The organism is Pseudomonas sp. nanlin1 (assembly GCF_045571515.1).
In the GTDB taxonomy this organism is placed as follows: Bacteria; Pseudomonadota; Gammaproteobacteria; order Pseudomonadales; family Pseudomonadaceae; genus Aquipseudomonas.
Window position 1 is genome coordinate 610,142 of sequence record NZ_CP124218.1, and the last position, 14,845, is coordinate 624,986.

Here is a 14,845-nt window from a genome sequence, read left to right on the forward strand (position 1 = left end):
CTGGCTCCTGGTGGTGCAAGGGGCCCTGGGTGCTGGCCGTTGAGGCGCGTATCTTAGCGAATCGGCAGGCGATAAGCGCCTCACTTCACTCAATGCCCCGAATGCACGGGCGTGGCCTGCTCAGGCTCGCGGGTGACGGCCTTGACCAGCTTGCCGACGCTCAGCCCCTGCAGCAGGATCGACGACAGCACCACGATATAGGTGATACTCAGCAGCAGGTCGCGTTCAGCACCCAGGGGCAGCGCCAGGGCCAGCGCCACCGAGACGCCACCGCGCAAGCCGCCCCAGGTAAGGATGCGTATGGTGCCGCGCGGCACGCTGCGCCAGCGCCGTAGTAACAGGATGGCCGGCGCCACCGTGAGCAGCCGCGACAGCACAATGGCCACGGCGAGCAGGCTGGCGGCCAGCAGGTGCAACCAGGAAAACGGCAGCAACAGCAGCTCCATGCCGATCAGGGCAAACAACACGGCATTGAGCATGTCGTCGAGCAGCTCCCAGAAACCGTCCACATAGCGCCGGGTCATTTCGTTCATCGCCAGGTTGCGCCCCAAGTTGCCGATGATCAGGCCGGCCACCACCATTGCGATGGGGGCTGACACGTGCAGCTCATAGGCCATGGCCGAGCCGCCGACCACTAGCGCCAGGGTCAGCATGACGGTGATCTGGTGCTGCTCGATGCTTTTGATCAGGCGGTACACGCTATATCCGATTAGCCCGCCGAACAGGATGCCGCCCACTGCTTCATGCACGAACAGCATGGCGGTAGCGCCCAGGGTAGGCGTTTCACCCAATTGGGCGATGCCCAGCAGTACAGTGAACACCACCACGGCAGTGCCGTCGTTGAATAAGGATTCGCCGACGATTGTGGTCTTCAACGGTTTCGAAGCGTTCGCCGTGCGCAGCACGCCCAGCACCGCAATGGGGTCCGTAGGGGAAATCAGGGCGCCGAACAGCAAGCAGTACAGGAAGCTGACGTGCCAGCCGAACAGGCCGAAAATCCAGAAGGCCAGGGTGCCGATCACGACGGTAGCAATCAGCACCCCGAAGGTTGCCAGCAGGCCGATGGGCCAGCGGTAGTCGCGCAGGTCGGCCAGGTTAACGTGCAGGGCGCCGGCAAACAGCAGGAACGCCAACATCCAATTCATTAACAGGTCGCCGAAATCGATCTGGCCGATCAGCGCTTGCACGCGCTCTTCCAGGCCCGGGTAGCCGATCACGCTCAGGCCCTGCAACAGCAGGGAGAACAACAGAGCAGTGACCATGACACCAATGGTCGGTGGCAGGCCGATAAAGCGGAAATTGACGTAGGTAAGAAGGGTGGTCAGGCAAATAAACGCAGCAACTAACTCGAGCATCCGGGCTCCCAGGTGGTTTTCGAATAGGCAGGGTTTGGATGCCAGCGCGGCGTCTTACGACACACACGTTTACATCTTGCAGACTGACCCCTGTTAGCGCTCAGGGTTTCAACGGGGTGGGGATGCGGCGTCGAACCTTTTTAGCTGGGCTGGTTCATAGCTCTGCGGCTGTTCGCCCTTTCTGACCTTATCAAGGATCCGCGTCTATGACCGTTGCATTCTGGTGTGTATTGATCGCGATATTTCTGCCTTACCTGTGCACCGGGGTGGCCAAATTCAGCAGTGGCCAATTCGGCCTGGGGCACAACCACGACCCGCGAAAATTCCTCGCCGGCCTTCACGGGGTTGCCAAGCGCGCCGACTCGGCGCAGCTCAATAGTTTCGAGGTGACCCCAGCGTTCGCGGCGGCGGTGATTATTTCCGACATCGTCGGCAATGCGTCGCAGACCAACCTGGATGTGCTGGCGGTGATGTTTATTACCAGCCGCCTGTTGTACATCATCTGCTACCTGGCGGACTGGGCACTGCTGCGCTCACTGGTGTGGGCGGTGGGGATGGGCTTGATCGCCAGCTTCTTCTTTGTGTCGGTTTAGCCGTCGAGCTTATTTGTCCAGCTCGTCCACCGCTTCTTGCAGTTCTCTGCGCGACTCGGCCAGCTTGTCTTTGCGCTTGTTGATCTTGTCCGGGTCGCCTTTGCGCATGGCTTTGTCCAGATCGGCCTCGCGCTGGCTGACCTCGTGCTTGGCGTCGAGCACTTTGTTTTCCCGCTCTTTCTTCAGCGAGGCGTCGGTGCAGTTCGCTTTGATTTCGCTCAGAGCGGTTTCCAGGCCTGCTTGCCGGTAAGGGTTACCTTTGGCTTGCGCGATCTGTTGTTCGACCGCCTGCTGCTTGGCAGCGCAACCGGTCAGCGCTGGCGCCGCCACGGCGTTAGCGCTCAAGCCCATGCAAAGCGAGAATAAGGTGATGGCGTGAACGGGTTTCATGATGGCTCCAAGGTGGAAATGGGGCTATTTAATGCCGATTTAGCTTAAAAGTATGTAGGAATGTTCCTATTGTCATGGGCTTGCCGCCCACAAAAAAGCCCCGGCCAGTCTCCCGGCCGGGGCTTGGGTAGCCGCCTGAGTTACAGGCCTGCGGCGGCGCGCAGCGCCTCGGCACGATCAGTGCGCTCCCAGGTGAACGCGGTGAAGGTGTCGTCACCCACGGTCATTTCCACCGGCACCCGGCCAAAGTGGCCGTAGGCTGCAGTGGCTTGATACATCGGGTGCAGCAGGTCGAGCATGGTGGTGATCGCGTAAGGGCGCAGGTCGAAGTGCTCGCGCACCAGCTTGATGATTTTTTCGTCGCTGATCTTGCCGGTGCCGAAGGTGTTGATCGAAATCGAGGTAGGTTGTGCCACCCCAATAGCGTAGGACACCTGGATTTCGCAGCGCTCGGCCAGGCCCGCGGCAACGATGTTCTTGGCAACGTAACGGCCGGCGTAGGCCGCCGAACGGTCAACCTTGGATGGATCCTTGCCGGAGAACGCACCACCGCCGTGACGGGCCATGCCGCCGTAGCTGTCGACGATGATCTTGCGCCCGGTCAGTCCGCAGTCACCCACCGGGCCACCGATGATGAAGTTGCCGGTCGGGTTGATGTGGAACTGGGTGTCTTTGTGCAGCAGCTCGGCAGGCAATACATGCTTGACGATCAGCTCCATCACGCCTTCACGCAAGTCTTTGTAGGAGACTTCCGGGTTGTGCTGGGTCGACAGCACGATAGCGTCGATCCCGACCACCTTGCCGCCTTCGTAGCGGCAGGTCACCTGGGACTTGGCGTCGGGGCGCAGCCAGGGCAACAGGCCCGACTTGCGCGCCTCGGCCTGGCGCTGCACCAGTTGGTGAGAAAAGGTGATCGGCGCCGGCATGAGTACGTCGGTTTCATTGCTGGCGTAACCGAACATCAGGCCCTGGTCGCCGGCGCCTTGGTCTTCCGGTTTGCTGCGGTCAACACCTTGGGCGATGTCCACCGACTGCTTGCCGATGATGTTCATCACCGCGCAGGTGGCACCGTCGAAGCCTACATCGGAGCTGTTATAGCCGATGTCGACGATCACGTTGCGCACGATGTCTTCCAGGTCGACCCAGGCCGAGGTGCTCACTTCGCCAGCGATGATCGCCACACCGGTTTTAACCAGGGTTTCGCAGGCCACGCGGGCGAACTTGTCTTGCGCAATGATCGCGTCCAGCACCGCATCGGAAATCTGGTCGGCGATTTTGTCCGGGTGCCCTTCAGACACAGACTCGGAGGTAAAAAGGGAGTATTCGCTCATCTCGACGGTTTCCTAAATTGACCGATGGTGAGTGTCGCCAGCCGGCCGCTGAAAATGGCGGACCTGGATCTGGAAACCATTACGTAAGCCTACATAGAGGCTGTCCCCGGGAACGAGTCCCGCAGCGGTGGCCCAACGGGCCAGGTCTTCCTGTTCAAACCCCAACCAAAGATCACCGCAGGCCTCCCTGGCCCAACTTTGGTTGTGGCTGCACAACTCTGTCACTAAAAGGCTGCCGCCTGGTTGCACGCGGTTGGCCAGTTGCCTGAGCGCCTGGGCGGGGTCGCTGAAATGGTGCAGGACCATATTCAACACCACGCAGTCGGCGGCCAGGCTGAAGTCACTCAAGGCGTCCGCCAATTGCAAGTGCACATTGCCCAGGTGTTCTCGCTGGCACACCTGGCGGGCCAGCTCCAGCATAGTCGGGCTGTTGTCCAAAGCCGTGACGTGGGCAAAGCGCCGCGCGAGGTCGGGGAGAAAACCGCCGTCGCCGGGGCCGATCTCCAAAGCGCTGGCCTGCGGGGCGAAGCTGAGCTTGTCGAGCAGTGCCAGCAGGCTGTCGCGGTACTGCGCCAAGCCGGCGATAAGGTCTTGCTGAGCGCGGAATTTTTCTTCGGTACGGGTAAAGAAATCTTCGCTGGCCGCCGCGCGCTGGCGCTGTACGGCCGCCATACGCGATTGTATTTCAGGGGGTAAGACTAGCCCGTCGACTTCTTCGAGCAGCGCCGCATGCAGGCGCCCACCCAGCAGGGACGCATCGGGCAGGGCGCGGCGGTAAAAGATCGCGTTGCCTTCGCGGCGGCTCGCCACCAGGTCGGCCTGGGCCAGCACCTTCAGGTGATGGCTCATGCCGGACTGCCCAATGGCGAAGATCCGCGTCAGCTCCAGCACACCGAACGAGTCGCTGGCCAGGGCCCGCAAAACGTTCAGGCGCAATGGGTCGCCGCCGGCCTTGCACAAAGCAGCAAGGTCGTCGCAGGCGTCATGACGGATGGCCGGTACGCGTAGATTCATAGTGGCGGCAGTCTAGTGAGCCGATTCTGAAGCTGCAAGGGCAATATCAAAAAGTTTTGATATTGCTACATGCGCGGGGCGGTCTACGCTTGTGTTAGTTTCATTGAAATACTTCGCCGGGAAAAATACTCATAGACGGCTATCTCCGATTGCCCCCGAGGCTGCCAGTAGGGGAAAATAGCCGTCTTTTTCCCGTTTCATCTTTTCCAGCCCCAGGAGATAACGATGCCCAGCCGTCGTGAGCGTGCCAACGCCATTCGTGCACTCAGCATGGATGCCGTGCAAAAAGCCAACAGCGGTCATCCCGGTGCCCCCATGGGTATGGCAGATATCGCCGAAGTCCTTTGGCGTGACTACCTGAAGCACAACCCCAGCAACCCTTTGTTCGCCAACCGTGACCGTTTCATCATGTCCAACGGGCATGGTTCCATGCTGGTCTACTCACTGCTGCACCTGACCGGCTACGACCTGTCCATCGACGACCTGAAGAACTTCCGCCAACTGCACAGCCGCACCCCGGGCCACCCGGAGCACGGTTATACGCCTGGCGTTGAAACCACCACCGGCCCATTGGGCCAGGGCCTGGCTAACGCCGTGGGCTTCGCCATCGCGGAAAAGGTCTTGGGCGCGCAGTTCAACCGTCCCGGCCACGACATCGTCGACCATCACACCTACGTGTTTATGGGTGACGGCTGCATGATGGAAGGTATTTCCCATGAAGTCGCTTCCCTGGCCGGTACCTTGGGCCTGGGCAAGCTGATCGCCTTCTACGATGACAATGGCATTTCCATCGACGGTGAAGTCGAAGGCTGGTTCACCGACGACACGCCCAAGCGTTTCGAGGCCTACAACTGGCAGGTGATCCGCAATGTCGACGGCCACGATGCCGAAGAAATCAAAACCGCCATCGACACCGCACGCAAGTCGGCTCAGCCGACGCTGATCTGCTGCAAGACCGTCATCGGTTTCGGCTCGCCGAACAAACAGGGTAAAGAAGAGTCCCACGGCGCGGCCCTGGGCGTCGACGAAGTGGCCCTGACCCGCGCGGCGTTGAAGTGGGACCATGGCCCCTTCGAGATCCCCGCCGACATTTATGCCGAGTGGGATGCCAAAGAGTCCGGCGTGGCCCTGGAAGCCGAATGGAACCAGCGCTTCGCGGCCTATTCGGCGCAGCATCCGGAGCTGGCCAACGAATTCATCCGCCGCATGGCCGGTGAAGTCCCGGCGGACTTCGCTGAAAAAGCCTCGGCCTACATTGCCGAAATCGCGGCCAAGGGCGAAACCATCGCCAGCCGCAAAGCCAGCCAGAACACCCTGGGCGCTTTTGGCCCGCTGTTGCCAGAACTGCTGGGCGGTTCTGCCGACCTGGCGGCTTCCAACCTGACCCTGTGGAAGGGTTGCAAGGGCGTCGAAGCGGATGATGCCAGCGGCAACTACGTGTACTACGGTGTGCGCGAGTTCGGTATGAGCGCGATCATGAACGGCATCGCCCTGCACGGGGGCTTCGTGCCTTATGGTGCGACCTTCCTGATCTTCATGGAATACGCACGCAACGCGGTGCGCATGTCGGCCTTGATGAAGAATCGAGTGATCTACGTGTTTACCCACGACTCCATCGGCCTGGGCGAAGATGGCCCGACCCACCAGCCTATCGAGCAACTGGCCAGCCTGCGCTGCACGCCGAACCTCGATACCTGGCGCCCGGCCGATGCGGTCGAGTCCGCGGTGGCCTGGAAGCACGCCCTGCTGCGCAGCGACGGCCCTTCGGCGCTGATCTTCTCGCGGCAGAACCTCACCCACCAAGCTCGTGATGCCGAGCAGTTGGCGGGTGTCGAGCGGGGCGGGTATGTGCTCAAGGACTGCGCGGGTGAGCCGGAGCTGATCCTCATCGCCACCGGTTCCGAAGTGGGCCTGGCGGTACTGGCTTACGATCAACTGACCGAAAAAGGCCGCAAGGTGCGTGTCGTTTCTATGCCGTGCACCAGCGTGTTCGATGCCCAAGACGCCGCCTACAAGCAATCGGTATTGCCGTTGCAAGTCAGTGCGCGCATCGCCATCGAAGCGGCCCATGCCGATTACTGGTACAAGTACGTAGGCCTGGAAGGCCGCGTGATCGGTATGACTACTTTCGGCGAGTCGGGCCCTGCGGCCGAGCTGTTCGAAGAGTTCGGCTTTACCCTGGACAACGTAGTGGGTACCGCTGAAGAACTGCTCGAAGACTGAAAAAGATCGGGGGCGGCGCCCAGCTCGCCCCCGACCCTTTTAAAAAAACAACAATTCAAGCGAGCCCCCATGCCCCAACCCCGCCCCTTCAAAGTCGCCCTCAACGGTTATGGCCGTATAGGCCGTTGCGTTTTGCGCGCACTGGTCGAGCGTGGCGCACGGGCAGGGTTTGAGGTGGTTGCGCTGAACGATCTGGCCGATATGGCCAGCCTCGAATACCTCACGCGTTTTGACTCCACCCACGGGCGTTTTCCCGGCGAGGTGGGCGTCGAAGGCGACACGCTGCTGATCAATCGGCAGCCGCTCAAGGTGCTGCGCAGCCCGACGCCGGAAGGCGTCGACTGGGCCAGCCTGGGCATTGACTTGGTACTGGAGTGCTCCGGTGCCTACCACACCCGCGCCGACGGCCAGCGTTTTCTCGATGCTGGCGCCCCTGCGGTGCTTTTTTCTCAGCCCATGGCCAGCGAGGCCGATGTCGACGCCACCATTGTTTACGGGGTGAACCAGGGGTGCCTGAGCGGGCGCGAACGCCTGGTCTCCAACGCCTCGTGCACGACCAATTGTGGTGTGCCGCTGTTGCGTTTGCTCGATCAGGCGGTGGGCCTGGAGTACGTCTCCATTACCACCATCCACTCGGCCATGAACGACCAGCCGGTGATCGACGCCTATCACCATGAAGACTTACGCCGCACGCGCTCGGCCTTTCAGTCGGTGATTCCGGTTTCCACCGGCCTGGCCCGCGGCATCGAGCGCCTGCTCCCGGAACTTGCAGGCCGAATTCAGGCCAAAGCAGTGCGTGTGCCGACGGTGAACGTCTCGTGCCTGGACATCACCTTGCAAACCGCCCGCGACACCGACGCCGCCGAGATCAACCGGATTCTCTACGAGGCAGCGCGCAGCGGGCCGTTGCAAGGTTTATTGGCCTATACCGAGCTGGCCCACGCCAGTTGTGATTTTAACCATGATCCCCATTCGGCGATTGTCGATGCCAGCCAAACCCGCGTTTCCGGCCCCCGGCTGGTTAACCTGTTGGCTTGGTTCGACAACGAATGGGGCTTCGCCAACCGCATGCTCGATGTCGCAGATTACTATCTGCGCGTGATGCCCCCCCACTCCAGACAGGCTTGAAGGACTGATACATGACCGTGTTGAAGATGACCGACCTCGATCTGCAAGGTAAGCGCGTACTGATCCGTGAAGACCTCAACGTGCCCGTCAAGGACGGCGTGGTCACCAGTGATGCACGCATCCTGGCGTCGCTGCCGACAATCAAGCTGGCGCTGGAGAAAGGCGCGGCGGTGATGGTGTGCTCGCACCTGGGGCGGCCTACCGAGGGCGAATTTTCAGCCGAAAACAGCCTCAAGCCGGTCGCCGATTACCTCAGCAAAGCCCTGGGCCGTGAAGTACCGCTGGTGGCTGACTACCTGGGCGGCGTAACGGTCCAACCTGGCGACGTAGTGCTGTTCGAGAACGTGCGCTTCAATAAAGGCGAAAAGAAGAACGCCGACGAACTGGCTCAGCAATACGCCGCATTGTGTGACGTGTTCGTGATGGACGCCTTTGGCACCGCCCACCGTGCTGAGGGTTCGACCCACGGCGTGGCCAAGTTCGCTAAAGTCGCCGCAGCCGGCCCGTTGCTGGCCGCTGAACTCGACGCCCTGGGCAAGGCGCTGGGTTCGCCTGCACAGCCTATGTCGGCCATCGTCGCCGGCTCCAAGGTGTCGACCAAGCTGGATGTGCTCAACAGCCTGAGCCAGGTGTGCGACCAACTGATCGTGGGTGGCGGTATCGCCAACACCTTCCTAGCCGCCGCTGGCCACCCGGTGGGCAAGTCGCTGTATGAGCCCGACCTGTTGGACACGGCTCGCGCTATCGCTGCCAAAGTCAGTGTGCCGCTGCCGGTGGATGTAGTGGTCGCCAAGCAATTTGCTGAAAGCGCCCCAGCGACCGTCAAGCTGATCGCCGACGTGGCCGACGACGACATGATCCTGGACATCGGCCCGCAAACGGCCCAGCAGTTCGCCGAGCTGTTGAAGTCGTCGAAAACCATTTTGTGGAACGGCCCGGTGGGCGTGTTCGAATTCGACCAATTCGGCAATGGCACCAAGGTCCTGGCCCACGCTATCGCTGAAAGTGCAGCATTTTCCATTGCTGGCGGTGGTGACACTCTGGCTGCTATCGACAAATATGGCGTCGCCGCAGACATTTCCTACATCTCCACCGGCGGTGGCGCGTTCCTGGAGTTCGTCGAGGGTAAGGTGCTGCCTGCCGTCGAAGTGCTGGAACAAAGGGCCAAGGCCTAAGCATGACAAGCACAAGCAAGCATAGGGCGTCATTGGCGGTGGCGGTGGCCATGCTTGCCGGGTGCGCCAGCGGCCCTGGGCCGCAGGCGCCTGAAGAACGTAAAGGGGTGGCGCCTCCAGGTTGCTCGCAGTCCGAATGGCAGGCCGAAACGGCCCCGGTGATCAATAAGCGCATGGGGCCCGACGGGCTTGATAAATACGAAGCCGATTGCCCTTAGGTCGCGTACGTCTATATCCTAGCTGGCATAGGGCCAGCCGACCGGAGGTTGCAACAATTCGGGCTATTGCTGGTCGCAGTAACTTGTTCGACGCTCGCCACCGGCCTATGGCGGTTTGGTGCGCCAACTGGCTGTTCGAGGATGAACTATGAAAGGCTATACCGCCCTGATCGCCGTTGCCCTGCTCGGCGGTTGTGCCAGCACCCAGGCGCCGCCATCCGCAGCTTGGACCACCTGGTCTTGTGACAGTAAAGCTCAACTGCAATGGCGTTTCGCGGATGCTGCTCAAGAGCAGGTTGAAGTCAAACTGGGTGGCAGTGAGCAGGTCTATCAGCTCAAGCTCGAACCAGGCGCCGCTGGCGAGCTTTATAGCGATGGAGTACTGGCGTTCCATCGCCAGGGTAACGAAGGCCTGATTTACTGGGTCGCGACTAACGATTTGATCGGCCGGGGCTGCAAGGCTCCGTAACGGCATATACATGAACCGCATGCGCCGCTTCGGCAGGCTTGCAGATTAGACGACTTGACCGGGAGAACGAAAAACAATGGCACTTATTAGCATGCGTCAAATGCTGGATCACGCGGCCGAGTACGGCTATGGCGTACCTGCTTTCAACGTGAATAACCTTGAGCAGATGCGCGCCATCATGGAAGCCGCCGACAAGACCGATTCTCCGGTCATCGTCCAGGCCTCGGCGGGTGCTCGCAAATACGCTGGCGCGCCGTTCCTGCGCCACCTGATCCTGGCGGCCATCGAAGAATTTCCGCATATCCCGGTGTGCATGCACCAGGACCACGGTACCAGCCCGGACATCTGCCAGCGTTCCATCCAGCTGGGCTTCAGCTCGGTCATGATGGACGGCTCACTCGGTGTCGACGGCAAGACCCCAACCGACTACGACTACAACGTGCGCGTGACCCAACAAACCGTGGCCATGGCCCACGCCTGTGGTGTGTCGGTAGAAGGCGAACTGGGTTGCCTGGGCTCGTTGGAGACCGGCCAGGCCGGCGAAGAAGACGGTGTCGGCGCTGAGGGTATCCTCGACCACAGCCAGATGCTGACTGACCCCGAAGAAGCCGCTGACTTCGTAAAGTTGACCCAGGTGGATGCATTGGCTATCGCCATCGGCACCAGCCACGGCGCCTACAAGTTCACCAAGCCACCGACCGGTGACATCCTGGCCATCGACCGCATCAAGGCGATCCACGCACGCATCCCCAATACTCACCTGGTGATGCACGGTTCGTCCTCGGTGCCTCAGGACTGGTTGGCGATCATCAATGAGTTCGGTGGTGAAATCAAAGAAACCTATGGCGTGCCGGTGGAAGAAATCGTCGAAGGTATCAAGCACGGCGTGCGTAAAGTGAACATCGATACCGACCTGCGTCTGGCGTCGACCGGTTCCATTCGCCGCTTCATGGCCCAGCACCCAAGCGAATTCGACCCGCGCAAATACTTTGCCGAGACCGTAAAAGCCATGCGTGATGTGTGTATCGATCGCTATGAAGCCTTCGGCACCGCGGGCAATGCCTCGAAGATCAAGCCGATCTCCCTGGAAGGTATGTACTTGCGTTACGCCAAAGGCGAGTTGAACGCTAAGATCAATTGATCTTCAGCTGACTGTTCAGCTGTAAATAGAAAGCGCCCCGCCGTTGGGGCGCTTTTTTTATGGGCGCTACTTCGAGCGGCCCGCTGTAAGAATTCTTGTTGTTCAATAGTTGGCATTCGGTAGCCCTTAGCCTTTCTTATTGTGGTCGATGTCCAGTTTGTAGAACGTCGCCATCCCGCCTTCGCTGGCGTACCCGGTATTGTCCTGGGTGTACACGCCGGCTTTGAAGTACATCTGTGCATCTTTCCATTCAGGGCTGATTTTGGCGCCCCACTGATAGTCTGCCGAGGTAACGCTCAGGTAACCGTTCGGGGACAGGTGAATGGTGTAGGTGAAGCGTTTGTTCATGGGTACGCCAGTGGCGACTTGAACGACGGTAGGTTCGCTGTCCGAAGGCTTCAAGCGAACTTTGGCGACGATGTTGCCGGTGCCGAGTTTTTCTTTGTACTGGTATTCGACTTTCAGAATTGGCTCGTTGCTGTTCTTCACGTGGATCTGGCCGATCACGATTTTGCCGGTCGAAGGCACTTGGTTAACCGCCAGCGCGGCGCGCAAAAAGTGGTCGGCACTTGCGTAGGTCCAGTTGTAAAGCTTGCCGTCGGCTGAAGTTTCACGCAGTTCGCTACGGGCGTATTTGGCGTTGGCGGTTTTGCTGCCGGTGACGGGCGCCCAGAAAAACAGCGTGCCGGTGTCTGAATGAAAATACTCGTCCTTGAAGCCCGCAGCCAGGGTGGGTGTCTCGATAGTCACGGCCGGGGTGCCGACGGGAATGCTCAAGTTCCAGGTAGTCAGATCAATCATTTCGTCTCTTCCGTTCAAGTGTGGCGCCGCTGCGGGGGGAGCAAGCTTTCGCCGGGTTCAACAGGGGTGTTACCTCGTTATCGGCAGGCGAGCGGAAGATATACCCAAAAAACCCTGGCGCCACCCTATTGGCGCCATCCGTTTGTCGCGATCGGGCGCAAGTGACTGTTTCTCAAGCAATAGGTTCCATTACCGTTAGTCGGGTAGATGCGATAAATGCCGAATAATGGCACAATGCCCACTACTGCTTGCCTGGATCCACGACTACAGTTAGCCGGGTTATCTAGGAGCAACTGACCTGTCACGGGTTTGGCCACAGTGAGTAGCAGCATGGAATGCGCGCCAAAAGTTTCGATTGAAAGTGGCTCTGTTCTTCTAGTAGTCGATGACTATCCCGAGAACTTGCTCAGCATGCGGGCCTTGCTGGAGCGCCAGGACTGGCAGGTGGTGACGGCCGCCTCGGGGGTGGAAGCGCTGGGCAAAATGCTTGAGCACGAGGTCGACCTGGTCTTGCTGGACGTGCAGATGCCCGGCATGGATGGCTTCGAAGTGGCGCGGCTGATGCGCGGTAGCCAGCGAACGCGGCTGACCCCTATCATTTTCCTCACCGCGAACGAACAGTCGCAGGCGGCGGTGCTCAAGGGCTATGCCAATGGCGCCGTGGACTACCTGTTCAAACCCTTCGACCCACAGATCCTCAGGCCCAAGGTCCAAGCGCTGCTGGAACAACAGCGCAATCGGCGTGACTTGCAACGTCTGAGCCGCGACCTGGAGTCGGCGCGGGCCTTCAATGCCTCAGTGCTGGAGAACGCCGCCGAAGGCATCCTGGTAGTGGATGAGCAGGGCTATGTGACGTTCGCCAATCCGTCTATTTCTCGCTTGCTCGAAACGCCCGTGGATAAACTGCAAGGCATACCCTTGCTCGACTTCGTACTCAAACCGGTGTTCGGGCAATGGCGCGAGTCCGAGTTTTATAAGGCCTACCGTTCTCGCGAAACCTATCGCGTTCACGACGCTTTGCTGCGCACCGTCAATGGCGATCAATTGCCGGTGGCCTTGTCCAGTGCAGCATTGCCGGGTGAACAGCGGGCTATCGTAGTGACGGTGCAAGACATGTCGGTGGTGCGCAGTCTGCACCAGCAACTTGAATACCAGGCGGTGACCGACCCCCTGACCGGTTTGCTCAACCGGCGTGGCTTCTACCAAGCGGTCGAAGGCGCCTTGGTGCGCAACGAGCGCTCAGACAAAGCCCAAGCCTTGCTGTACCTGGACCTCGACGGCTTCAAGCGAATCAACGATGTGCACGGGCATGATGCCGGCGACCGCGTGTTGCGTTGGGTGGCCGAGCAGCTCAAGGACTGTTTGCGGTCCTATGACACCCTGGCTCGGATGGGCGGCGATGAGTTCACCGCCTTGCTCGACAGCCTTGAATACCCGGAGCAGGCGGCCAAGGTGGCGGAAAAGCTGATTGACCGCATCTCCATGTGTCAGCAGGTGGATGGGCTGGACGTCACGCTGGGGGTAAGTATCGGCATCGCCACATACCCGGAGTGCGGAGCCAACCTGGACGGCTTGATGCGGGCGGCGGACATTGCCATGTACGCCGCCAAACAGGCCGGCCGCCAGCAATACCGCTATTACGATCAAGACCTCAACGGCCGGGCACGGTCGCGGCTGATGCTTGAGGGCAGTGTCAGTGATGCCATCGAGAACCATGACTTCAGCCTCGTCTACCAGCCCCAGGTGGCCATCGCCGATGGCCGCTTGCGCGGCTTTGAGGCCTTGTTGCGCTGGCAGCACCCCAGCGTCGGCGATGTGCCGCCGGGGCTGTTCATTCCGCTGCTTGAAGAAGCGCGGCTGATCAGCCGCTTGACCAACTGGATCTACCAACAGGGCGCCGCCCAGCGACGGGCCTGGTTTGGCGGGTTTCCCGATGAGCTGGTGTTAAGCATCAGCTTGAGCAACGCCCAGTTCAGCATGCCCAACCTGGTGCCTGAGCTGCAGCGCGCCATTGCCCTCAATGGTCTGCGCCCGCGCCAGTTGGAAGTCGAAGTGGTAGAAGACTCGCTCACCCACAACCTGGAGGAATCTCGTCATCAATTACAGCAGTTGCGTAACCTGGGGGTGAGGGTGGCGCTGGACGACTTTGGGCGCGGCCCTTGCTCCCTCAAATTGCTCCGGGATTTACCCCTGGATACGCTTAAGCTAGACCGTGAATTGATCTCCAAGCTGCCCCATTCGCAACGTGACGCGGTGCTGGTGCGGCAGGTCATCGAGTGCTGCCATGGCTATGGAATCAGCGTGATCGCTGAGGGTGTGGAAACGTCCGAGCAGTACGAGTGGCTGCAGCTCAATGGGTGTGAGTGGGTACAGGGCTTTATTGTCGCCAAACCACTGACCGCTGCAGCGGCCAGCGCTTTTCCGGCGGTGCTGGGTCGGCGCGGCGCAGCCCTTTGAGTATACTGCGGCCTCACTGAACCCCACCGCCCGGCGCCAATGATGTCCTTGAAGTATCTGCAAGCCTACCCTGCCGCCCTGCAGGCTCAGGTCCAGGAGATGATCGCCCAGCAGCGCCTGGGCGATTACCTGAGCCAGCGTTATCCGGGCCAGCACAGCGTGCAAAGCGACAAGTCGCTGTATGCCTATGTGCTGGAGTTGAAAAACAAACACCTGCGCAACGCCCCGGCCATCGACAAGGTGCTGTTCGACAACCGCCTCGACCTGACCCACCGTGCGTTGGGGCTGCACACGGCGATCTCACGGGTACAGGGCGGCAAGCTTAAGGCCAAGAAGGAGATTCGGGTGGCGGCGCTGTTCAAGCAAGCCGCCCCTGAATTCTTGCGCATGATCGTGGTGCACGAGTTGGCCCACCTAAAAGAGGCCGAGCACAACAAGTCTTTTTATCAGCTATGCGAACACATGCAGCCCGGCTACCATCAGCTGGAATTCGACCTGCGGGTTTACCTCACCTACCGTGATCTGCTCGCCACCGCCAAGGAATAGCCCC

Annotated in this window: 14 protein-coding genes; 9 read left to right on the top strand and 5 right to left on the bottom strand. The window is 60.3% G+C overall.

What is annotated here, in order from left to right; translation table 11 throughout:
- Positions 1-89: 89 nt before the first annotated feature.
- The gene (locus QCL65_RS02885) at positions 90-1,355 is read right to left on the bottom strand and encodes a cation:proton antiporter (RefSeq protein WP_407314695.1); all 1,266 of its coding nucleotides are present in this window, start codon (positions 1,353-1,355) and stop codon (positions 90-92) included.
- 206 nt (positions 1,356-1,561) lie between these two features.
- Here QCL65_RS02885 and QCL65_RS02890 point away from each other — a divergent pair, with 206 nt between their 5' ends.
- A complete protein-coding gene (locus QCL65_RS02890; RefSeq protein ID WP_407314697.1) occupies positions 1,562-1,948 on the top strand; it encodes an MAPEG family protein in 387 nt (128 codons plus the stop codon).
- A 9-nt stretch (positions 1,949-1,957) separates the two neighbouring features.
- On the opposite strand, the gene QCL65_RS02895 is transcribed toward QCL65_RS02890, so the two are convergent.
- The 3 genes from QCL65_RS02895 to QCL65_RS02905 all read right to left on the bottom strand — a co-directional run bounded on the left by QCL65_RS02895 (position 1,958) and on the right by QCL65_RS02905 (position 4,683).
- On the bottom strand, positions 1,958-2,338 hold the full coding sequence (locus tag QCL65_RS02895) for a DUF1090 domain-containing protein (protein ID WP_407314699.1): 381 nt from the start codon (positions 2,336-2,338) through the stop codon (positions 1,958-1,960).
- Between the two features lie 140 nt (positions 2,339-2,478).
- A complete protein-coding gene (metK, locus tag QCL65_RS02900; RefSeq protein ID WP_407314701.1) occupies positions 2,479-3,669 on the bottom strand; it encodes a methionine adenosyltransferase in 1,191 nt (396 codons plus the stop codon).
- Positions 3,670-3,681: 12 nt separating this feature from the next.
- Entirely contained in the window at positions 3,682-4,683 is a 1,002-nt protein-coding gene (locus tag QCL65_RS02905; protein ID WP_407314703.1) for an ArsR/SmtB family transcription factor, read from the bottom strand.
- Between the two features lie 225 nt (positions 4,684-4,908).
- Here QCL65_RS02905 and tkt point away from each other — a divergent pair, with 225 nt between their 5' ends.
- From tkt to fba, 6 genes are all read left to right on the top strand, one after another.
- The gene (gene tkt / locus QCL65_RS02910) at positions 4,909-6,906 is read left to right on the top strand and encodes a transketolase (protein ID WP_407314705.1); all 1,998 of its coding nucleotides are present in this window, start codon (positions 4,909-4,911) and stop codon (positions 6,904-6,906) included.
- Positions 6,907-6,975: 69 nt separating this feature from the next.
- Complete coding sequence (epd, locus tag QCL65_RS02915) at positions 6,976-8,034, top strand: erythrose-4-phosphate dehydrogenase (protein WP_407314707.1); 1,059 nt, start codon at positions 6,976-6,978, stop codon at positions 8,032-8,034.
- A gap of 11 nt (positions 8,035-8,045) precedes the next feature.
- Positions 8,046-9,209, top strand: a complete 1,164-nt coding sequence (locus tag QCL65_RS02920) for a phosphoglycerate kinase (protein ID WP_407314709.1) — start codon at positions 8,046-8,048, stop codon at positions 9,207-9,209.
- A 2-nt stretch (positions 9,210-9,211) separates the two neighbouring features.
- Positions 9,212-9,427 (top strand): hypothetical protein, encoded by a 216-nt coding sequence (locus QCL65_RS02925; protein ID WP_407314712.1) that lies wholly within the window; start codon positions 9,212-9,214, stop codon positions 9,425-9,427.
- A gap of 148 nt (positions 9,428-9,575) precedes the next feature.
- Positions 9,576-9,896, top strand: coding sequence for an MliC family protein (locus QCL65_RS02930; protein WP_407314714.1), 321 nt, complete (start codon positions 9,576-9,578; stop codon positions 9,894-9,896).
- Positions 9,897-9,972: 76 nt separating this feature from the next.
- On the top strand, positions 9,973-11,037 hold the full coding sequence (gene fba, locus QCL65_RS02935; protein ID WP_407314716.1) for a class II fructose-bisphosphate aldolase: 1,065 nt from the start codon (positions 9,973-9,975) through the stop codon (positions 11,035-11,037).
- A gap of 126 nt (positions 11,038-11,163) precedes the next feature.
- On the opposite strand, the gene QCL65_RS02940 is transcribed toward fba, so the two are convergent.
- Positions 11,164-11,838, bottom strand: a complete 675-nt coding sequence (locus tag QCL65_RS02940; protein ID WP_407314718.1) for a polysaccharide lyase family 7 protein — start codon at positions 11,836-11,838, stop codon at positions 11,164-11,166.
- A gap of 330 nt (positions 11,839-12,168) precedes the next feature.
- Between QCL65_RS02940 and QCL65_RS02945 the strand changes: the two genes are divergently transcribed.
- A complete protein-coding gene (locus QCL65_RS02945) occupies positions 12,169-14,295 on the top strand; it encodes a putative bifunctional diguanylate cyclase/phosphodiesterase (RefSeq protein ID WP_407314720.1) in 2,127 nt (708 codons plus the stop codon).
- A 39-nt stretch (positions 14,296-14,334) separates the two neighbouring features.
- A complete protein-coding gene (locus tag QCL65_RS02950; protein WP_407314722.1) occupies positions 14,335-14,841 on the top strand; it encodes a YgjP-like metallopeptidase domain-containing protein in 507 nt (168 codons plus the stop codon).
- Positions 14,842-14,845: the final 4 nt, after the last annotated feature.

Coding starts and splice junctions, on each gene's coding strand:
- QCL65_RS02940 (WP_407314718.1), bottom strand. CDS start 11,838: ATGATTGATCTGACTACCTGGAACTTGAGCATTCCCGTCGGCACCCCG.
- metK (WP_407314701.1), bottom strand. CDS start 3,669: ATGAGCGAATACTCCCTTTTTACCTCCGAGTCTGTGTCTGAAGGGCAC.
- QCL65_RS02890 (WP_407314697.1), top strand. CDS start 1,562: ATGACCGTTGCATTCTGGTGTGTATTGATCGCGATATTTCTGCCTTAC.
- QCL65_RS02895 (WP_407314699.1), bottom strand. CDS start 2,338: ATGAAACCCGTTCACGCCATCACCTTATTCTCGCTTTGCATGGGCTTG.
- QCL65_RS02945 (WP_407314720.1), top strand. CDS start 12,169: ATGGAATGCGCGCCAAAAGTTTCGATTGAAAGTGGCTCTGTTCTTCTA.
- QCL65_RS02920 (WP_407314709.1), top strand. CDS start 8,046: ATGACCGTGTTGAAGATGACCGACCTCGATCTGCAAGGTAAGCGCGTA.
- fba (WP_407314716.1), top strand. CDS start 9,973: ATGGCACTTATTAGCATGCGTCAAATGCTGGATCACGCGGCCGAGTAC.
- QCL65_RS02930 (WP_407314714.1), top strand. CDS start 9,576: ATGAAAGGCTATACCGCCCTGATCGCCGTTGCCCTGCTCGGCGGTTGT.
- QCL65_RS02905 (WP_407314703.1), bottom strand. CDS start 4,683: ATGAATCTACGCGTACCGGCCATCCGTCATGACGCCTGCGACGACCTT.
- QCL65_RS02950 (WP_407314722.1), top strand. CDS start 14,335: ATGATGTCCTTGAAGTATCTGCAAGCCTACCCTGCCGCCCTGCAGGCT.
- QCL65_RS02885 (WP_407314695.1), bottom strand. CDS start 1,355: ATGCTCGAGTTAGTTGCTGCGTTTATTTGCCTGACCACCCTTCTTACC.
- epd (WP_407314707.1), top strand. CDS start 6,976: ATGCCCCAACCCCGCCCCTTCAAAGTCGCCCTCAACGGTTATGGCCGT.
- tkt (WP_407314705.1), top strand. CDS start 4,909: ATGCCCAGCCGTCGTGAGCGTGCCAACGCCATTCGTGCACTCAGCATG.
- QCL65_RS02925 (WP_407314712.1), top strand. CDS start 9,212: ATGACAAGCACAAGCAAGCATAGGGCGTCATTGGCGGTGGCGGTGGCC.